Here is a 23,090-nt window from a genome sequence, read left to right as displayed (position 1 = left end):
ATAAACAAACATACGAGAATCTGGTATAATAAATCTGTCGAAGGCTCTATTATGAGCAAAAGAATTAATCTCCACACGGCCGTGTGGAGTACTCGACACGAACGTGTGGAGATCTCCGCACGACCGTGTCGAGGTAAACTTATTTTATCGTAATAACTGAAGATTCCCCATGTGAACCGAATTGCGGCGCATAAACTGATATGACAGATACCGGACCTGAAACATATTTCCCTGAACGTGCCACGTATGCATCATAACGTATAGTATAGGAACCTTTACGCATACGGTCGATAAAAAATTCTACAGACGCATCTTTATTTACACGATAGAATGAAAGACCTTCTGCCCAAGAATAAGAAGAGAGCTGGGATGCAACCTCAAGACATGAAGGTTTCTCGTCCTTTATCCGTACAAAATCCATATCACGGTCTGCACTTACTGTTATGCATACCGTAACTTTATCGCCTATAGACAAAAAGGAAGACGATGAAACTTCTTTTCCATCGCATAAATACTTGCGTTCTATTCTCAAACCTTCACCATTGTATGATTTCACTTTTTCGATGTTTTCAAGACATTGTGAACAGACAGAAGCCCATCCGGCACCTGTACCTTTTCTTGAGAATTCAATATTCTCTGTTTTCCTGATATCAGAATCCTGCAATGATACAGAAACATGTCCTATCGCATCATCCGGTGTGGTATAAGTTTTACCCGTAACCTCTGCTGTAATAGCAGAGCCTGAATCAAGCACATCACTTCCACTTGCCAGAAACGCATAAATGGCATTTACAGATGCAACCGGAGTATCCCAAACCTGTACCTGTTTCTGCTTCAGCAACCACAGACGCATATCGTCAAGCAAAATTTCTTTATTATCTCCCAAACGCATGATGGCTTCCATTGCAGACACATGAACCGGTATTCTGTAATCGAACGAAGAATATCCGGCCTTGTATGTATCAAAATATGAACCCATCTCATCATTGCTTACCATATATTCCATAACAGACTGTAGAAGGACTTTCGCTTCGTCTTTCTTTCCTGCCGCGTCCATAATGGTGGCCAATACCGATTTTTCATTTATGTCGAGCGATGCAGACTTTCCAACAAAATAGTCAATGAAATAATTGTTTATCCTGGCATCTGCAGAAGTTACAGCCTCATCGTCTATAGCACATATATACAGATAGCTCATAATCATATTCTGAGGCACGTAAGCGTTCTTGTTTTCAAGCATACTGTCATGACACCCGGCAGCTTTGGAAACCAGATATCCAAGAGCTTTCTTATACATATCGTTCATCTGATAATTGAATGATACTCCCAAAGCCTTGAGTCTGGCCAACGACTCCATTATCCGAAGAGTGATGTAAGAACTTGAAGTCATACCCTTGAACCATGGCCACGAACCGTCAGCCAACTGTAACTTGGCAAGACTGGCAACAGCCGTAGAGAGTCTGTCGTTCATTGCGTTTACATCGAAAAGCATTGCAATACGCTGTTTTTTCGAAGCGTCATCCTCAGCATCAGCCAACCATGGGGTTTCTTCGATGATGATATTTTTAAGTTGTTCATTCTTTGACAGTTCCGACCATAAATCCTTTTCATTTTTTCCCTGTGCCATCCATGAATCGAACACTTGCCTGATTTTAGGATTGGATTTCACAATATGCAAAGACAATGAATTGGCATAAAGAGCCGTAGCCCACGATATTGCATCATCAGACGAAGGTGTTCCAAGCACAGGCAAGGCCTGAATGACATACCACTGTGGATTTGCCGTCATTTCTATGGTCAGTTTCCTGTTTGTAGCAGTATTGCTACCACCGTTGAACAAGCCACCCGTAGAAACTGTTTTGTTTTCATCGCCTCTCAACTGAACAGGAATATTCTCTACAATTATCTGTTTGTCAGACAATACCGGAAGGTAATGACGCTCCCCGTCGCTGAATTCGCCAGCCTCAGCCATGACAGTACAAACCAGAACATCCACACCTTCGGAAACCTTATAGTTAAATGTCACAACTCCTGTCTCCCCTTCACGTACACTGAAAGTATCTGTCTTGGTATAGACAACCTGTCCGTTGACCGGATTGGAAAGAGTCATAGTGACTTTTCCGTTGATATCCTCATCGGACATATTGATGAGAGATGATGAAATGGACGATTCATCACCTACCCTGACAAAGCGAGGCATATTAGGCTGCACCATAAATGGCTTGGAAGTGGTAAACGACGCCTTTACAAATCCGTAATCCATGTTCTGCGTATGTACAAAACCATTGAAAGTCCATTCGGTCAATGCATCAGGCATTACGAACGACATAGTCACTGTTCCGGCAGAATCTGTACGCAGACGCGGGTAGTAGAAAGCGGTCTCAGAGAAATTCTCACGAAGGGCATGAGACACATTTCCGTCAGTTGCCTCTACGGCATCTTCAACAGGCAGATTCATATCCGCTTCCTCCACTGATGCTTTCCTGTTATAACTCTGTCCAGCCATATCAAATGAAGCTTCTTTTGCCTGGAATATATTATTTGACGGTGCCTTGGCTATAATCATTCCGCGCGAAGCATAATATCCCCATGAGAAAGGTATAAACTGTGTAAATCCGTCACCATAGATAAGATCGATTCCATTGCTGCCGTTTACATAAGCGTAAGCCACACGCATATAAGGATTGTCATACACATTCAGACTCTGCATCCATACACGCGGTATCTTTCTTCCAAAATACAATCCGAAATGCCAACCGTGGGAATAAAGTTCGTCAAGAGAAGCATCGTAAGCAGACGCCAACATAGAAGCATTGACAGGCTCCCCGTCTTTATTCCTTACCGTGAGTTTCCATTCCTCCTTCTGTCCGGGAACAAGCTTGTCTCTGAATGTTTCCCATGAGACGTTGAGCTTCTTCTCAGGTTCAGGCTTTACAAGACTTACCACCTTCTTATACAATACTCCCTGACGCATAAAAGAGAAACATACAGTTATACCGTCACCATATTCTTCCTTATATCTGTAGCTGAACTTCTGTATTGAATTAGAGAATGTTATCCTACGGCTTTCAAGTCTTTTTCCAGCCGTAAACACATCAAGCATCATATAGACATCACTCTCGGAGCTGCCTATATAGAAATTGACAGACCTACCTTCATCAAACGAATCACCGTCCTGATAGAACCACTCTACAGTCCGGTAAGGAGGAATACTGTCTGCAAGGGAGAACAAAACGAAATCCTGAGTTTTTGTAACCTCACGTCCCTTGGAATCTGAAGCGGAAATCCTGATACGGTATTTCCCTGAAGAAAGAGAATTGAATGAGTAAGGCACAAATGAATTCTGAGCCTTTTCCTCACCACTGAACACAGCCTTGCCTGATATCTTGCCTTCTTCATCAAGCTTGAAAACAGAATATCTGACAGTTGTTTCTACCGGCATCCTTTCGCAATTGAAAGCATCAAAACGGATCTTACCGATTCTTTCTTTTGCCACTTTGGAAGGCAAATCAGAAATACTCAAATCGAGCGATTTATCACCGACAGATACGGAATACTCTCCTACCTGAGTTTCACCGGAAAGGCTTGTTACCGTAGCCTTTACATTAAATCTGTAATACGCATAATCTGCAGTCTGCAAATCGCCGTCAGGCTTATCAAGACAGAAATCTATATGGAACTTGCCGTCGGCATCAGTCATTGTTTCGCCTATGGAAATTTCCGTTTCAGTACCGTTATATCTCCACCAAGTATTCTCCATACGGACTACCCTATATTCCACCTTTGCCATGCGCAGAGGAGCACCGGCAAATGATGCAGCCCTGGCCTCAGTATGTACCGAATCGCCAAGCGAATATTCACTGCTATTTTTCTCGAAAACCACATCGAAAGTAGGACGCTTATACTCTTCCACTCTTATACCGCTATATGCATTGTCGGCCTTTACTCCAAAGTATCCCGGCAAAACATTCTGTTTAAGCACAAACTCTGCACTGTAAACTCCAAAGTCGTCAGTTACAACCTTTTTCTTCTCCACCTCCTTACCATTGGTATCGGTCAGACTTACAGTCACTTCTTCCACCTTAAGTACAGAAACGGAATCACCTTTTTGTACATATTTAACTCCTGACACATATACCATCTGTCCCGGACGATAAATCGAGCGGTCCGTGAATATAGTTGTCTGCTTTCTTGTTTCTTCGTTTGTGCTCAGGAAATGCTCTCCGGAATAGAAGCTTGAGATATTCATAAAATCATTACCGGAAGTACGGACACTGAAATATTCAAGTTTATCCTTGGCGGTACTTACCACTACGCAGCCTTTTTCATCAGTGGGATAAACATTCTTCAGTTCGTATTTACCATCGTTCAATGCGTATGAAAGTATCTCCGCTTCGGGAACCGGATGACCAGTCATACGATCGACGGCAACTAGTTCTTTTCTGTCGCCCGGCAATGGAATTACAATACACTGATAAGGAGATACATATACTACCTCATAGCAGACTGCCTCTGGCTTCTGCTTTGAGAAGAGCTTCATCATATATATACCGTCCTCAGGCAATTTATACTTCAATCTGGTAGTTCTTGATTTATAATCAGCGGTTGCCGGAAGGGTATAATTATTAACAGCCACACGGTCACCATGTTTTCTGATCAACTGCTCATAGTTCTTTCTATCACGCAGTCTTTCCGATACCGGCGACAAACCTAGCCTGTAAGCTTCTATCGTCACACTGGTCAGGTTTCTGTATGAAACTTCTATATCCGACCGATATCCGGGATATACAAACGGAATACGTATCTCCAGGCTTGGAGACTCTATCTCCTTAATCGTATTATTCAGTTCGTCAGTCCATTCCGTATTTGGATATAAAGCAAGAGCTTTTTTCAATTCAGACATAGCCTCAACCTTTTTCCCTTGAGAACTATACTTATTGGCAAGCTTCAGCATAATATCACAATAGACTTCCACATCCTTATATTCAGATGCCAGACTATCTAACATTCTCACAGCCTCATCCGGAGAAACTTTATCCTTCGAATAAACACAATTGTCAGAAAGATAGACAAGACGTGCCTCACGTGTCAGCGCTTCAGCCGCTCTGTCACGATAAGGGCTTTCGGCAAAAGAATACAAATCTATCAGCGAATCATAAACACCTAATATCTCATTGTGGATTTTCTGTTCATTTCCTCTAGCCGGAAGTGACAACAGTGTACGTACAGCCTGACGGGCCAGGAAATCATACATATTGTCATCAAAATATTCCTTGCTCAATTCTTTAGAAACAACCACAGGATAATATAAAGCCGCAGAACGTGATGCCAACAAATCCTTTTCCCTCAAAGACAGTTGCAAACATGAAATGACAGAATCAACCTCAGAAGGTGATACCGCTGCATAATTCATAGCCATAACGCTGTTAAGCACAGCTTTTCCCACTGCATCCTGTTCCGATGCAGCCCACTTCTTCAGCATGTCTTTCTGTTTATGGATACTGTCGGAACTCAACCTTACCTTATATTCTGAACATACCATAAAAGCCTTTATCATCTGAGGTATGTTCTTCTTAGCTAATGCCAATGAGAAAATGTTTTCAGATTTTTCTATTACGGAACGAGGGAGATCCTTTTTCTGAAGCGCTTCCACTTCCCTCCACATTTTGTCATAATTCTGAGCTTTAACCGATACCGGGAGGACGATGCCTATCATCATCAGTCCCACAAAAAAACAAATCTTCTTCATATAATTTGATTTGGTTTCACCTATATGTCTATATAAAGAAACAATTTATAAACCTAAATGCTGCATTTTTAATGCTAAAAGATGTATAAATCATGTTTTTTCTTTACAACTCAGAAAATAGAATTGACTTACATTATAACCGTTTTCCATTCTCCGATAGTCCCCGTTTCTGACGAGAATACAGCACCTATTCTGAATAGTTTCCGTGAATCAGCAGCATATTCTCGGGCATAACCTTTGCTCTCAATCTGTTGCAAAGCTTCATCTGCTGTACCGTCCAGTTTGAACTCAAAGATGTAGATATGTTGAGGTGTTTCTACAATACAGTCCACACGTCCCTGGCTCTGTACCTTTTCCACATATACTGTATATACACTTATTAGCCTCAAGATGAGGTAAAAGGTGTACTGAAAATAACGCTCCTTTTCTGTTTCATCCTCTTTTCGTCGCATGGTATAAGGTATACTGGCCAAAAAAGAGGTAAAGAGTGTACATAATGTGTCCGATTCCCCAGCCTCCAACGCATCCACTACATCGTCTATCCAGTTGGACAGTTGTTTCTTAGGTTGCAGATACGATGCGACCAATGCGGTCAGAAAACCATTCTTGACCTCGTTGTTCGGAAAATCCAGCAGAAACCTGTTCCTTCGCATGTCGTAGTCTTTAATAGTCAAGTAACCGCTCTGGTAAATCATCGGCAATGGACGTTCCACATCTGCCTTATAATCGATGAATTCTTCCGGTGGATAATATTTTCCTGTAAGTTCATTCATGTTCTCCTTGAAGTGGGCAAGCAGGCGTATCAGATAAGTCGGTGTACCTGAACTGAACCAGTAATTGCGAAGCTGAAGACTATCCAAAGCATTTAACAGGCTGAACGGATTATATATATCGGTCATGGATTCGCTGAAATGATATCCATCGTACTTCTGTTGCAGGAGGGATTTCATCTCTTCTGTAGAGCAACGGCATTTGGTAGCCATGGCAGCTATCGGTTCGGCAAAATAACTGTCAAGTTCTTCTTGCGTAATTCCGCAGAGTGTTTCGTAGCGGGTATCCATGCTTATGTCCTTGGGTTGATTGAACCCGCTGAATACGCTTACCTGCGAGAACTTGGTAACTCCTGTCAGCAATACGAACTGTAGATGAGTATCAGCTACCTTAAATACGGAATAGAAAGCCTTTAGGACATTCCGGTGACGGTCTTCCAATGTGTTATCTGTGTCCAGCACATCAAGTATCGGCTTATCATACTCGTCAATAAGTACAACAGCTCTATGTCCAGTCTGCTCATGTGCAGCCTCCAGTATATCCCGAAAACGGAACCCGATTCCTAACTCTTCATTAGCGGCCAACCCATATTGTTTCTCCCATCTTTCCATATATTCTTTTAAAACGCCTTCCAGTTCGCCTGGATTCATGAAGTTTCCTCCGTTGAAATCCACGTGGAATACCGGATGTACATTCCATTCCTTCTCCATCTTCTCCATAGCCAACCCTTTGAACAGTTCCTTTCTTCCAAGATAGTAATTCTCCAGAGTAGATACCAACAGGCTCTTTCCAAACCGGCGCGGACGACTCAGAAAATAGATACTCCCTGAATGGGTAAGGTCATAAATCAAGTGGGTCTTGTCAACATAGACATATCCGTCTTCAATAATGCGTTCAAAACTCTGTATTCCGATAGGATATTTCATGGCACTTCAAATTGAATTGTTCATAATTTGCGCAAGGACATTTCCTGTGAAATATGTCTCAGTATCTGCAAATATAAGTCTTTTAATCTTTCATACAATAAAAATCGGTACTTTTGTGGTATTTCAATAGGTACTTTAGTGGTGTTTAAATCGGCAATTTAAATAAAATGAAAGACAACGTTTCTTCATAAGAGTAAGATAGTTGAATAATTTTAATGCCCTATCTCTTTATCGCCTTCCTTATTGTCCCAGACACGCTCAGTACCGGCAGGTAGATAAAGATACCTATTACCGACATCACCAGTCCGCCTATTGTTCCGGCAGCCAGAGGGAACCAGAACGGAGTCTTGTCACCTATCATAAACGGCACGAATCCGAGTATGGTTGACATCACTGTCAGGAAGATTGGGATGACCTTCACATTCCATGCCTTGGTATAGGCCCTGAGCGGAGAGAGTTTCGGAAAGTTCCTTCTTATGGAATTATACTCGTTCAGGATATAGATACTTGCGTTCACCGTAATACCGCATAGCAGCACGAAGGATGCGAAGCCTCCCTGGTCGAAGTTCAGGCCGAACAGATAGAACGTGAGGAATACCCCAATATACGATACCGGTATCACGAAGATGATGGCAAGCGGCTGGCTCAGCGAATCGAACAGAATAGCCGATATGAAAAAGATGATGGAGATGACTATCAACAGAAGCCAGTATTGGCTGTTGTCATCCTTGCCCCAGCTCCAGTAGGCGCTGTCACTTTCCACGGTATAGCCCATAGGCAGACGTTTCTTCAAGAGTTCAACATCCTTCTCCAACAGCTTCCTTCCCTGTTCCGACGAGCCGATATACTCATATTGCAGACACAGACGGTACTGCTGGTTCTCCTTCGCCACCTGTTTGGGTGCCTGGCTTTTGGCAAGCACGGCAAGGTCGGACAGCTTGTACTGTTTCCCATTCACCACAAACGGAACGGCCATGAACGCCCATACGTCATAGTCACTGCTCTGTCTGGATGAAAGACGCAGATACTCCAGACTGTTGTCATAGATGATACTTCCAGCCAACTGGTCGCGCATGAATACTGGGCGCAACACGGCAAACAAGTCGTATGAGGTAAGGTTCTCCTCCGCCATCCTGCGCTTGTCGAACTCAAGATAGAACTCCGTATAGTCGTCCTTCCACCATGAGAACTCGGAGTTTATGGTCACTTCCTTTATACGGCGGTGGGTAAGCAGCTGTTTCTTCATCTCCTCTGCCCAGTAGCTAAGCTCATCATAGTTGTAGCCGTACATCTTCACGCGGAAACTTCCTGCCGATTCGCGCACGTCGTTGCTGAATCCCTGGTCCTGAAGTCCGTAAATTGTCCAGCTTCCGCCTCCCAGGGTAAGCGTCTTGCTGATTACATTCGACTTCAGCACGTATGGGAATCCCGTATGGCTGTGCTCCTTCTTGAAATATACCTGGATACTTGCCCGGCGCGCATTATATACTGAAGTCTGGAACTGGCGTATCTCCTTGAACTCGCTCAGATAGGTCTCCATCCTCTTTATAAGCGCGTTCATCTGTTCCAGCGTACTGCCGTTGGGAAGTGTGGCATTGATATACAGCACCACCTCACTCTCGTCACGGTTGAAGTAGCTGCCGTCGTACACCTTCTCCGCGAACAGACGCAAAGAACCGCCAATAACCTTGTCCACTATGGGCTTTATGTCTTCCCTGTAGATCTGGTTGTCGAACACCTTGTTGTACCATTCCGCCCATCTGCCTTTCGTCTCCGCATCCTCTATCTTCTCGGGAAGCATGAACACGGGAAGTCCGAAACCCAATACAAGCAGTATGAAGGCAACGGCCCTGTACCGGCTCAGAAGTATTATCATGCCACGGTAGAAACGTGTGAAATATACCGCGCCACGCTTTACCCACATACGGACATGGCGGGGTTTTCCCTCGGCAAGACCTATCTTCTCTATCATAGGCGGCACGAAGAAAAGCGCAACCAACAGGGAAATACCCAGATTGATGATAACCACGGCTGCGAAGTCCTGAAGGTTCAGGCGTATCTTCTCGTCGAGGAAGAATATGATGACCAGTGCACCGATGGTAGTCAGTGTAGCGGCCAGCACCGACATGAAGGCCTTCAGGTTGCGCCTCCTAAGGATATGGTCGGTCATCACGATAATATTGTCTATCACTAAGTTCAGGGAGATGGTGATACCGGCCAGTGAGTAAAGCTGTATCTCCAGTCCGAAGGCATAATAAAGTATGGCGGCAACCGCAATATTGACGGTTAGCCCGGTAACAATCAGGAACAGATAACGCATGTTCCGTGTGATAAGCGCCACGAAAAGCAGCAGTATCAGCACGGTTATTCCCGTACGGAAATAAATGGTATCAAGTTCCTTCGATATGTATTCGGTGGCATCATAGCCGGTATGTATCTCATATCCGGGAGGCATCACGGCTTCAGCTTCGGCTATGACTTTCTTCACCTCCTCTGCCAGTGCAAGCTGGTTGGCGGTCTCGGATGCGGTAATGGAGAGGTAGATAGAGTTGAGCCCGTTGATACGGTAATACGATGTGGGCTCCTGCTCGGTACGTGTCACCCTCACCAGACGGTCGAGCGGGACCATGTTTCCGTCCTTCGACCTGACGGCAATCTCCGACGGCACGAAACCGTCCGCGCTGCCCTCCGTGGTACGTACAAGCCTTATCCATTCGGAAGTGCCGCCTTTCTCCAGTTCGCATATACCGAGAAACTCCCTGCCGTAACGCTCGGTGATGGCATCCAGAATATCCTGTACCGATATACCGGTGCTTTCAAGTTGCACATTGTCATACACTATTCTCCATTCCATGGGTGTGGCACCGCTTAGTTCCACCTTATACACCCCGTTCAATGCCGAAAGCAGGGGCTTTATGCGCTCTTCCCCGTACTTCTGTATCACTATCGGAGTGGCCGGAGCATTCAGCGTATAGGTCATGAACGGACGCGACGCGTTGTCATCGCTTCTCTGGGTGGAGATGAGCGGGTAGCTCACACCGTCGGGAAGCTGCGACCACAACTGTCTGATAAGTGTGGACACCTCAAACCGTGTGGCATCTATATCCGCATGTCTGTCAAGCTCTATCCTTATATATCCGCTCCCGTTATCGGAAGTGGAGGTGATGTTCCTTATACCGTTCACCCTCGACAGCATCCCTTCCAGGCGGCTGGTCACCTCCGTCTCCACCACCCTTGCAGAGTTGCCCGGCATGGAGAAAGAGACCGAAAGCCCGGGCATGTCACGTGAGGGCGACAGCTTGACCGGAAGCAGCGGCACAAGCGCAATACCCACCAGTGACAGGCATACAAACGTAACTATCAGTGTAAACGACGACCACACAAGCGGACGTTCCTTATTCTTTTCCTTCATACTCATCCCAATGTCATCTCAACAGGTTGTCAAAATCAAAACGGTCAGAAAGCGACATGCCCGACTCGAAGTCATGCAGCGTGAGCTTGCGTATCTTATAGTAGTTCAGCCAGTAGTTCTGCATGGCCTGTATATAGTTCTTCTGTGCCTCCTGCTGGCGGTTCAGTGCAAGAGTCAGACTGTTGATGTCGGCCTTGCCTATGATGAACCTCCTGCGTGTCTGGTCGTATGCCAGTTCGGCAAGGTCGAGTGCCTCCTCTGCGCTGGCTATCATATCCTGTTGCACGCTGAAGTCGCTCACCGTCATCATCACATCCTCCTCCAGACTTATCTCCTCCTGACGGGCGGCAATCTTCACCACATTCAGGTTGTTCTTAGCCATATTGTACTTGCCCTTGCGTACGCCCCAGTCCACAAGCGGAACAGATACGGTAAACGACACAAGGTCCTGTTGCAGCATATTGCGGTAAGCCGCGCCGATATTGTCGGCCACCTGGTTGAAACCCACACTAGCGTTGAAGCTGGCGTTGAAGCGCGACTCCTTCTTAGTGCGGTCAACCTCACGCTCGGCCTCCAGTACGTTCTGCCTCTGTTCCAGATATGCAGGATTGTTTTCACGGGCAAGAGCCATGGCACGGTCGGCAGGTATGTCGATATAACGAGGACGGGCAGGCAAATCCACCTCTATATAAGAGTTGCGGTCCATATTAAGGAATGTGGCAAGCGCCGACATGGCACGCTTGCGGGCTATCTCAGCATTCTTCAGCGTATTTCGCGCGTTCACCCTGTCCAGTTTCAGGGTAAGAAGGTCGGCCTGTGATATGGAAGCGATTTTCTGCCTCTGCTCGCCTATGGCATACAGTGTATCAGTGGTGGCCACATTGTCCAGTGCAAGCTTATAGTCAGCCTGTGCCATGGCAAGGGCGAAGAAATAGTTCACCGCCTCTTCCGATACACTCTCGGCATTATACAGATACTGCTTCTTCACCTTCTCGAACTTCAGCGGCTCTATCCTCCTGTCCCACCTGAAGGCGTTGAAGCCGAGCAGGCTCTGCTGGTATCCTATACGGAAAGGCACTGTAGAGAACTGAGTGGAATTTGTATCACCGAAATTGCGCATATAGTCAAGCTGCGTGTCAACATAGAACGTACCGCCTAAAAGGTCGAAGTTCTGCGCAAGGCTCAGTCCGGCAGAAGCGCTGAGCATCTGCTGCTCGCGGTACACGTCGATATCCTGCTGCGAGTCATAACGCTGCGTGATGTACCTGTAATACTGCGCCGGAGTCATGTTCAGGGTCAGACTCGGCAGTCGCGCCGCCTTATAGCTGCGATACTCCCAGTATCCCGAAAGATACATGTTCTGATAACGGAAAGCCGACAGCGAGCTGTCGTTGGCCATGGTTATGGTCTCCTTCAGGTCCAGTCTTAAGACACTTTGGGCCTGTACTCCCGCACCGCAAAGTGCGAGAAGGAAAAGTATGCTATTTCTTACAGTTCTCATGTTTTCTATATATAAACCAGTAAATAAGAGGAATTACAAAAAGGCTGATCACGAGTCCCACCATCATGGTGCCTATCATGGCAACCGAAAGCGGACGCTGCATTTCCGAACCGAGGTCGGAGGTGAAAAGCAGCGGAACCATAGCGAACACCGTAGTCAGCGTGGTCATGATGATGGCCCTGAGCCTTCTGTGGCCTGCCGTATGTATGGCATCAAGCAGGGGCATTCCTTCCTTGCGCAACTCGTTTATGGAGTCGAGTTTCAGGATGGAGTCGTTCACCACGATACCGCATGAAACGATGATACCGATGGCCGACATAAGGTTCATGGTATGTCCCGTAGCCCACAGCAGCACCAGTCCGAAGGCTATATCCATAGGTATCTCGGCAAGCACGATAAGCGGCTGGAGGAAACTCTCGAACTGTGCGCACAGTATGAAGTACATGAGCAGCACCGATATGAGCAGGATTACCGTCAGCTCACCCATCATCTTCCTGTTGGAGAAGAAACTTCCGCCGAATGACACATCCCAGCGGCTGTCACTGTCCACTGCCCTGCGCACGCCGTCCATCACCTGAGGCACATTCCCCACATTATAGAAGTTCACGGGGATATACTCACCGTTGCGTCCGGCGGTAATCTCCTTCAGGTCCTCGTCGGGAACGATACGTACCAGCTCGCGCAAAGGGATATGGTTCCTTTCCCTTGTAACTGCATCAGCATTGGTCTCTACAAGCGTTTCCGCAAGGATACGGTTCACACTCATCTCCCTTCCGGCTATACCTATGGGAAGATACTGCTGGTATGAGCGCAAGGTTGAAACCTGGTTGTCCTTCAGTGCGGTACGCAGCACCCTTACCACCTCGTCATAGTTCACATTATATATGAGAAGACGGTTACGGTCAACCTCCAGGTTAAGCTGGCTGCGGAACGGAGTACCGTCAGGCATATAGCCTGTCTCTTTTGCGATATCCGCCTCAATCTCCCTGACATCCGAAGCTTCGGGAGTCGAAGTGCGGTCGGAAGCCCGGAGCTGTGCCACAAGGTCAGGCTCCCCTGTCACGAAAAGTTTCTCGAATATGGTAACAGGCGGCGAGAAAGTCACCGTTGCTGCCGGATATTCCCTGCGTATCCTGCTGCCAAGCATTTCCGTAAGGGCAGGTATACCCGAAGGCTCCGCTGTACGGAAATAAAGCTCGGCCTCGCCGGAGGAGAGTTCGTTCTCCGTACCGAGCAGATAGTCCTGCATACCCACGTATGCCGTATGCTCCTCCACAAGCGAATCCGTCATGGTAAGTATTGCGTTCACCCTGCGGTTGTTCTCGTCCACATGTATGTTCTCGTTCCATTCTATGCCCACCACAGTCTCGTTCTGGTCAATCTCCGGCATACGTTCCTTTTCAATCACCATGAACATCAGCACACACAGCGGCAGCGAGACTATCGCAAACGCCATAGTTATCTTCTTGTGTGCAAACACCCACCCGATGCCGGCATCATAGAAACGTGTCAGCCATTCGTTCTTGAGCAGATTCTTGAAGTTGGCGGTAAACCAGTTGTGCTTCCTTATGCCCATACGGTAGAACAGCACATACAGCACAGGCAGCAGCATGATACCCGTGAAATAGGACACCATCAGTCCTGAAGTGATTGAGAACGCCTCGTCCATGAAAATCGCTCCTGCAATACCGCTCATGAATACCAGGGGCACAAACACCGCAATGGTGGTAAGCGACGAGCTCAGCATCGGAGTGATCATCTCCGAGGTTCCCGCCACTGCCGCACGTTTCAGCGAATAGCCCTTCTCACGGTACTGCGACACATTCTCCGTCACTATTATGGCATTGTCTATCATCATACCCACGGCAAGAATCAGTCCCGAAAGCGAGATCACATTGAGCGAGATCCTGCATATATAGAAAAAGAAGAAGGTGATGACAACGGATGTAATCATGGTAATGCCTATGACAAGCGGCGAACGCACGTCACCGATGAAGAACACAGCCACGATGAATATGAACAGGAATCCAAGCGTGAAGTTCTGCTGCAGGTTGGATATGGTATAGTCAAGCAGCTCGGTCTGGTTGCGCGAGATGCCGAACTCTATGTCGGGATATATCCTTGTGAAATAGTCTGTAGTTTCCTTCAGTTCCTTACGCAGATTGTCCATGTTCTCCTCGCCCTGCTTGATGATGGCGAGAGTCACGGCACGCTTCCCCCCCGCAAGCGAGCGTCCCGTCTCGTTTCGGGTAACGGTCTGCACATCGCATATGTCGCCCAGACGTATCACCAGCCCGTTACGGTTAAAATAGATGTCCTCCACATCCTCCGGAGTACGGAGAATTGAGGCTATACGTATGTTGTATTCATAGTAGCCGTCGCGCACAAGCATGCTTCCCGGCTCCACATTGTTCGATGACAGTATGGATTCAAGGTCGGCCAGTCCCATGCCGAGGCTCTCCATCTTCCCCATGTCCGGCACAATGCGCAGCATCTTCTGCGGCACACCTGTCATATCGGCCATTGCCACCTGTGGCAGCTGCTCGATACGGCGTTTCACCACATTCTCGGCCAGGGTACACATTTCGAGGAATGCATCCCCGTCGGTCTCCTGATACGGAACCGCATCCTTCAGTGTCATGTTAAGGTAGAACACGGGAATGTCCGTAGCGCTCGCCTTGATGGCCTTCGGACGCACAGCATCCCTTGGCAGGCTGTTCATTGCGGCATCAATCTTCTCGTTCACCTCTATGAAGGCAAGGTCGGTGTTCGTGCCGAAGTCGAACGACAGGCGTATGATACCCGACCCGTCGCGTGTCTCGCTCCTCATCTCGCTGAGTCCGGACACCTGCATGAGCTGTCTTCTCACGGGGGCCACCATCGTGTTCTCCAGCTCACGGGCGGAAGAGTTCTCGCCGGTAACCTGCACGGTTATCTGCGGAATGTCTATATCGGGAAGAAGCGATACGGGCAGCGAGAAATAAGTCACCAGTCCCACTATGAAGCAGGCCGTGAAAGCCATGAGTACCGCTATAGGTCTCTTAATCAGAAATCTTACCATAGTACGGACATGTTTTTAAGGTATAACTTTAACAGGAGCCTCATGTGCAAGGTTCACGTTTCCGGTAACAATAATCTGCGCCCCTTCCTCCATGCCGTCACCTGTCACGGTATATTCGGTCATGTTCTCCAGTCCGGTACTGATATAGTTCCACATCGCCTTGCCGTCCTTCAGGGTAAATACCACCTGCTTTCCTGTACGCAGCACCACGGCAGTCTTGGGCACTACAAGCTGGTCGGGAACAGAGCGTTTCACGCTTACACGCACGTTCATACCATCGAACAGTCTTGCACCGCCGTTCACCTTCGCCCTTACACTCACAAGTCCGTTATCGTCCACCAGCGGATTTATTTCCGACACTGTACCGCTGCATGCTCCGGCAGTTCCGGCAAAGGGAGTCACATCCACCCTGTCGCCCCTGTTCACAAGCGGCAGCTCGCTTTCCAGCACCTTGAAGGCTATTTCCATACCACCGCTTCCTATCACACGACAGAAAGGCTTCGAACCGTCAGGACGGTTGAAGCTGCGCGATTCAAGATTGGCCACAACCCCGTCAAACGGTGCGGTTATCACAGCCTGTTCAAACTCGTACCTTGCCATTTCGTATGCGGCACGGCTCTGTCCGTAACCGCTCTTCACTTCTGCAAGGCTGACTATATCCTTGGGGATTTCCTGCATACGGTCCGGTGAATACCCCTGACCTATCAGCACATCCTTCATCTCCAGTTCCGACTGGCGCATCGCTATCTCCGCCTTCTCCAGACTGTTCTTCAGGGTGAAAAGGTCAAGTTCGGCTATCTTCTGGCCTTTCCTTACATGATCGCCGTTCTTCACATATATGTGTGCCACCGACTCCGATGTAACTCGGAACGAAAGGTCGGCATACTGCGAGGCCGTCACCTTGCCGTTACTGACCAGTTCATGACTGAACGCTGTCTTCTTCAGTGTCATTACCGTGACCTCATTCACCTGTGAGGGCAAAACTGTTTCCACTCCTTCCTTTCCGGAAGTATCATCTTTTTTCTCGCCGCAGCCTGCCAACATTCCGGCGGCAAGCAGCACATATACGTAGTGTTTTCTCATATTTCTTTATTATATTTATAGTAGCCGGCCATTAAAGCGAATGCTTCTCTGGTTTAACAAACTTTACTTTCTGTAGCTTTCATTCCTTTAGAAGATATACCATATATCTATTACTGGAAATTCATTACTAGTAGTATCGGATTCTGGTCGTCTGTATAATGGATTTTATCTGCCATACCCTTCTGTTCATCTTCAGAGAGATTCTTACGTGCATATTCCATAATATCCGAAGGCTGTAAAGGTATAACAATTCTGTTTCCGTCCTGAACAAATAAAGTGATATCAGACAGATTTACAGGATAGTCATAAAGTTGGTCAACTATTACGGTTCCTATACATGACTGCCTGTTGTCTGCTGATTTAGGGACAAATGACAAGCGATATTGACCTTTATAGAAATATCCAACCCAATATCCTTTGTCAGTATTCATGAAACAATCTATACCATAGGCAAACCTGTCTTCTTTGTGTAGTTTCTGAAAGAAATCCATAATATTCTCATAATTGTTGGCAAAAAAGGATGACGGTATGTTCCTGCCTCCAAAGTCCATAACAAATTCCGGTTTACACTTTTTTGAAGTCAGGCTGTATACAGTATCATTGAATAGTTGTGTAAAATAGCACCCATCTTCCGACCTGTGAAAAATATTCTTCGATTTTACAAACAGATATTCTGCCTTGTCCCTATCTATCTGATGCAAACCGTTCATGTTTTCATGAGATCCGATTTCAAACGAATGAATCTGGAAAGAATTATCATTCCCCAGATCATTTCCTGTGTATACATACATAGTATCTTCTGATAGATATATATTTTCCATCCATAGATTCCTGTCTATACATGCGGTTTGTTTGTTATTCCATGAATATCGTCCTATCTTCTTGTTGTTCCTACTCATAATCCAAACCTGTTCACCATCTATCTGGAAGTCACTAATGTTGTTGTATTCTTCAGGGCCGTTACCCTGACGGCTTATACATCCCAGACATTCACCCGATTCAGAAAATCTGTATAATGAAGAAGGGTCTGCCAGATAGACAAAATTGTCTTTAATGTAAATTCGGTTTATTTCATTTAGAAGCAACGAATCGGATGTTGGCAGAATTATAAGTGAGCCGGAAGCAAACTCTGAGAGTTTCACTTTCTCTGCTGTAGTTTCTGTTTCAACTTGTAGCGTTGTACATACATTCTGTGAGTCTTCTTTACCAAATTGACATCCGTAAAAAGCTATTACGGATATTGCAAATAATATTTTCTTTACCATAGTTCTCTTATAAATATAATTAATTTAAAATGATCAACAATTTGCACACTTAGCAGAAACACAAGTTCTTGTTGAGCCAGGACAACAATAGTATCTTATTCCGTAAGAATTTCCATATAATGTTCCTTGATTTCATTCCGATTCCTCTTTATATAGAAACAGGCTCTAAATTTTACTTCATTTAATCCTGAATTTAAATATTTTACCAGGCTTTCCAAAAACGAGGCAACTATCCTTCATACAGACAAGATTACCGATCGACTCTATCATATTCTTGTCGGCGTAAAGTAATTTGTATGGTTCTTTTTCTGGATATCTGAATAACATTATATAACATTTTTCTTTACAGAAGAAAGAAATGGAAAAATCATTGCCGTCAGAAACGATATTTGTGGAATAAATCTTCCCTTTGTCTACAATTCTGCGCATAAGTTCCAATGGGTTGCTTTTGTCAACTCCAGAAAAATCAGGCCATAGATCTCCGAAATTCAAATCACAAAACAATTCGGCCTTTCCATCATAACATTTGTATATCCTAGGTTCAACAGCCGGCAAATAAAGTACAGTGTCATTTGCAATTCCGGCAAAGACATTATAACTGGCAAATGTTACATTTTCTATTTCACCGGGTACAGGCAATACAGTCTTTTTCTTTTCATCCTTTTCATATATTAGCTTGTTCTTGTTTTCACCATAAGCTACATTACCTCTATCATACCACACGACGCCGTCTTTGCTCTCTTCCTGAAAAAAATGACTTGATTGTTTTTCTGCATCTTTTTTGTATAGGAACGAAAGATTCTTATCCAGAAACAGTCTTTGCGATTCAGAATATGTATCCAGAAGTATTATTCCCGATGATGTGACATCAAAATCTACAACACTGACAAATTCACCGGGACCGTTTCCTCTATTTGTAAATGAGTTGATAAGAAGCCCTTCAGAGTTATAGTGATAAAGTCCCGGATCTTTCCATGAGTCTAAAACCAGAATAGAATTCCCAGTCCATTTTACCTTTGTCATATCACCCGGGAAATGTTCCGACAGAGAATCATTTAGGCACATTACTTCTAAAGAAGATGTTTCTTCCTTCAAAGAAATTGCATTGCACAGGTCTACATCTACTGTATATGAACTTTTTTTAATCTGTACATTAGTACATGATGCTATAATAGGAATTAATATAGCACCGGTAATTTTAAATAAGTGCATTTTATAAAATTCTAAATCTTATTTGTTATATAAAATTGTTTATTCACACACAAAGCAACAAATCCCCGATTTGTAGTGCTTCAAAATAATAATTAACTTTATATCGGTAATATCTCCTTTGACTTCGTCGATTTTCAATTCTTGGATTGGTTAGGTTTAACTTTTATATTATACAATCTTTGCCATCACAAATCCTTAATTTCCACTTTGGCAAATTGTATGTGATTTTCGTCCGATGGATTCTTATACTGGATATAGATAATGCCATCCATTACAAAATATTTCTCCGAGAAATTATCCGGGAATCTATATTCTCTCGAAGAACGTCTATTACCGTCCATAACAATCAAACCAATTGAGCGTTTCTTGTCAAACATATTCGATTTTGGACCATAATGAATACGAAAATACTTTCCGCTGTTTGAGTCATAATGAGGTTCGCAATAGCGAGGACTTAAGCCCTCAAATTCAAATTTCTTACGTGGATTTTTAAGCGATTTTGCATCCAGTGGAGACAACTCAGCTGGAATTTCCATCGATGTCATGTTTATACTGTCCGTGACACCGCTCTGCCTGTCATACATATAAATATATGATGAGCAGGGAAAATTATATAATATCATGTCAGGGTAACCAGAAATACCAGGAAATACAAGTCCCTGAAATCCTTCAATCTGTGAAACAAGTCGTGAAGGATAATTAACAGGTATTGAAGAAAGCTTATTCTCGGATATGTTATATTCCATTCCAATATTGTAGGTCGACAAATTCTCTGAAGATACATTTACAGGGTATAAAGGTATAGTAACATCTGATTCTGTAACCGAGAGATTTGTCAATCCCCCCATTGTAACTCCTGTAGGTTTCATAGAGTATTTTTTTGTATCAATTGAAGAATACGGAATTCTGTTGATAACCTTACCTTTATATGATACTGCTATTATACCGCTTTCATCCTCCAGTACTGCGCATGATGGGTTAAAACAAAAGCTTGAAGCCGGCAGGACCCCATCGGCACCTTCCTTGTCCAGAGATATGGAGAAATTATCATTGCCTGAGAGGCTGATAAAGTCAAAGCTGTGTGTCAGATGATTATACCCTCCGGCAAAAGATGCACCATTGAATTTACAGGCTGAAAGTTTTGTATATGAATTCAGCAATGGATAATCTATAACTACTGATATAGAGTCATAGTTGTCAAGAGTATAAACTTTTCCAGAGTCGGCAGAGTGACTACAAGAAAGAAGCAGCAGGCACGCCACAGGGAAGTATAAATATTTTCTTTTCATAAATGATATCGTTTTTTTTAAAATAGAATCGGTAACTGTCTATTTGTAATAGTATAAATCCATTTTTTCATTCGTAAAAATTAAGTCATTCATTACACAATCAACATTATAATCAAATCAATAATATGCTATTTGTAAAACAGGATTATCGTACATTTTAAACATTTTATATTTTTCATTTATTTCACTAGGGAAATTACCTTCAAGACTTTCAATATCAATACTGCCTATAGCTACACCAGAATCAACCCATGAAGGCCAAAATGAAGCGCCATTGTCTATATCATTGGCTATACCCTTCAAATCACGCCCTTTCGAAATAGTATAAAAAGACTTTGAATTAAGATTATATATGACACGATTATGTTCCTTATTATAAAAATAAGACATATAAACCCAATTTTCTATACGTCTTGCATTAAGTTCAAATAAATACTGAGAATCCAGATTCTTATTATATAATTCGGTATTTACAGCTATGTCCTTAGGTAATAAATGGTCTCCTTGCTCTATACAAAAATCCTTGTAAATATGATTGTTTTCAGATATTATATAGGTTGTATTATCAAAAGGAACTTTTATATAAGATTTTCCAATTGAATTATAAAATTCGGCCATGCGGAATAGATCTATCTTTATATCATCTTTTTTTTCAAATTTATTCAATGTGAATGTTTTTATATAATCTGAATTCTTATCGAAAAGAATCAGTCTATCAACATTATCATCAGACATATACCACGGCTGATAACCAATAAAGCAAGAGTCACTTTTGAATGTCACATCAACAATTTCATTAGGTATTTTAATACTACTTATATAATTACCAGACATACTATATTCCTTTATTTCATGTCTATAGATATCCAGCATATATACAACACCTTTTTTATCATCAATATCAAAATTAACGACACTCAGGTATTCTTTCGGCCCTTCACCTTTCTTTCCTATTAAATTCAAGAAGTTTCCATCTTTATCAAATCTAAACAAGCGTTGTAATCTGTCAAGCACGAAAATATCATCATCCGAAATTTTTACAGACAGTAATATATCTACAGGTAAATCTTTAGGTGTCTTTAAAGGGACATACTCTAATCGCTTAACAACAGAACTTAAAGTTATATCTTTGTTTTCTTTATCAGTCAGATAATCACACAACTTTATTGTGTTAGCAGGTTTAGAGTCCAACTTCTTTTTTATTTCTTCTATAACATCTACTTTTTGTTCAGGAGAAACATAACACCAATCGGTTACTCTTTTGTCTTTAATATAACAAACAACAGGATATATATTATTAATTCCTTTTTCTATAACTTCAAATCTGTTTTCTTTATCATATAGAATATTTTTACTCAAAGATGCCTGATTTCCTAACTTATGTTTTAATAGCTTCAACGTTTCTATTCTTGTAAAAATAAATAATACATCAGAATGTCCACTATACTCTTTGGCAAAATACTCACTATTCGATATGCATCCTTCACAACCTGCCCCAGGGATAATTACACAATATGAGTAATCAGTCTCAGCCTTTTCCAAGTAATTTTCCAATTCCCTTATTGCTGGCTCATCTTTCCGGGAAACACATCCAAATACAATGAGTAAAATAAACAACAAATAATATTTCATATTTCTATCCTTTTATATATTGAAATAATGTATAAACTGCAATATCCTCATTCTTATCTTTATTCAAAATATATAACCCATCAGGAGATACAAAATGCTGGTCTATTACATAAGAATCACCTATATATTGTTCGCCCAATTTATTGAAAGATTCATCAAATACCATTATAGACCAATTTTTTCTATTTTGAAGAAGCGGATCAGAATCTAAAGTCCAATCATCAAGTCCAATACCTACAAAACGATAATAAATATTTCTCCACTTATCATAGCAGATGGAGCCATAATGAGTATATTGTGCAAAGTAATAATATGATTCACTTTCCGAAAAATAATCACGACCTTTTTCAGTTAATGGTAAAGGTATTGTATCTGCATATATACTCCTTACCGAGACAAAACGTGACTTTCTATTAGAAGGATTCAAAAGTAGCATCTCTGGAGAAGCCTTGAATCCTACCAATATTTCATTGCCGTTATTCTCACTACACATATCCGGTACCCAGTAATTCAAAGTTCCCATATTGTTTTGTGCATACAGCTTTGGATAGGCTCCAATAAATCTACTAATTCCTTTATTAAAATCAACCTCCAGAATCGGAAAACGTTCCTCTCCTGCTTGCATTTCATTTGGATACTCTCCTAAACGAAAACATGAAAAATACCATTTACCATTCACAAAGGCTCCTCCATCCAATCTACATCTCGGATATTGTTCTATATGTCCTTTACTTACATTTACTGGAATACTCAAAGTGCTAGTATTTCCTTTATCCCACATATATATAGTTGACTTTTTTATTCCATTTGCTATTGCAAAAGCTGTATCAGAATTATAAGCAAAGAATTCACCTTTAGCTCCTTCAAAAACTTCCTCATAACTTTTCACCCCAGAATGATAATCATAAACTCTAATTATTTTTTGACTTTCATTTCCTTGCACAAGATATGATTTCCCATTGCTCTCATAATAGCGTATATGACCTGAAAGTGGATAATCCAACTCATCCATTAACAACTGTTTCACACCTTTAATTAAAAGTATAGAATCACTTTCAATATTCAATTTACTTTCCGAAGCTTTCTTTAACTGACAACTAAAAGTGACAAGGCTTAAAAAGAAAATTAAAATGTACCTCATAAAAATATAAATGATGCTATATAAAACATATTTACCGGATAGTCATGG

11 protein-coding genes are annotated in these 23,090 nt (G+C 43.3%); all 11 read right to left on the bottom strand.

The genetic code is table 11. From position 1 onward, the window contains the following. Window positions 1-139 precede the first annotated feature (139 nt). Complete coding sequence (locus Q0486_RS11330) at window positions 140-5,749, bottom strand: alpha-2-macroglobulin family protein (RefSeq protein ID WP_299233263.1); 5,610 nt, start codon at window positions 5,747-5,749, stop codon at window positions 140-142. Window positions 5,750-5,877: 128 nt separating this feature from the next. Next, the gene (locus Q0486_RS11325; RefSeq protein WP_299233260.1) at window positions 5,878-7,446 is read right to left on the bottom strand and encodes an ATP-binding protein; all 1,569 of its coding nucleotides are present in this window, start codon (window positions 7,444-7,446) and stop codon (window positions 5,878-5,880) included. Window positions 7,447-7,666: 220 nt separating this feature from the next. Next, window positions 7,667-10,858 (bottom strand): efflux RND transporter permease subunit, encoded by a 3,192-nt coding sequence (locus Q0486_RS11320; protein ID WP_299233257.1) that lies wholly within the window; start codon window positions 10,856-10,858, stop codon window positions 7,667-7,669. A gap of 13 nt (window positions 10,859-10,871) precedes the next feature. Beyond that, complete coding sequence (locus Q0486_RS11315) at window positions 10,872-12,359, bottom strand: TolC family protein (protein WP_299233254.1); 1,488 nt, start codon at window positions 12,357-12,359, stop codon at window positions 10,872-10,874. Continuing rightward, the gene (locus Q0486_RS11310; RefSeq protein ID WP_299233251.1) at window positions 12,340-15,420 is read right to left on the bottom strand and encodes an efflux RND transporter permease subunit; all 3,081 of its coding nucleotides are present in this window, start codon (window positions 15,418-15,420) and stop codon (window positions 12,340-12,342) included. The genes Q0486_RS11315 and Q0486_RS11310 overlap by 20 nt, the downstream gene beginning before the upstream one ends. A gap of 15 nt (window positions 15,421-15,435) precedes the next feature. After that, window positions 15,436-16,503: an efflux RND transporter periplasmic adaptor subunit gene (locus tag Q0486_RS11305; protein WP_299233248.1), complete on the bottom strand. Its 1,068-nt coding sequence runs from the start codon at window positions 16,501-16,503 to the stop codon at window positions 15,436-15,438. 110 nt (window positions 16,504-16,613) lie between these two features. Beyond that, the gene (locus Q0486_RS11300) at window positions 16,614-17,768 is read right to left on the bottom strand and encodes a 6-bladed beta-propeller (protein ID WP_299233245.1); all 1,155 of its coding nucleotides are present in this window, start codon (window positions 17,766-17,768) and stop codon (window positions 16,614-16,616) included. A 177-nt stretch (window positions 17,769-17,945) separates the two neighbouring features. After that, entirely contained in the window at window positions 17,946-18,980 is a 1,035-nt protein-coding gene (locus tag Q0486_RS11295) for a 6-bladed beta-propeller (protein WP_299233242.1), read from the bottom strand. Between the two features lie 185 nt (window positions 18,981-19,165). After that, entirely contained in the window at window positions 19,166-20,269 is a 1,104-nt protein-coding gene (locus Q0486_RS11290) for a DUF4221 family protein (protein WP_299233239.1), read from the bottom strand. Between the two features lie 117 nt (window positions 20,270-20,386). Further along, entirely contained in the window at window positions 20,387-21,901 is a 1,515-nt protein-coding gene (locus Q0486_RS11285; protein ID WP_299233236.1) for a 6-bladed beta-propeller, read from the bottom strand. A gap of 4 nt (window positions 21,902-21,905) precedes the next feature. After that, complete coding sequence (locus Q0486_RS11280) at window positions 21,906-23,042, bottom strand: DUF4221 family protein (protein ID WP_299233233.1); 1,137 nt, start codon at window positions 23,040-23,042, stop codon at window positions 21,906-21,908. Window positions 23,043-23,090 lie beyond the last annotated feature (48 nt).

It is taken from the genome of uncultured Bacteroides sp. (assembly GCF_937912035.1).
Taxonomy (GTDB): domain Bacteria; phylum Bacteroidota; class Bacteroidia; order Bacteroidales; family Bacteroidaceae; genus Phocaeicola.
This window is presented reverse-complemented; position numbering and strand designations above follow the sequence as displayed.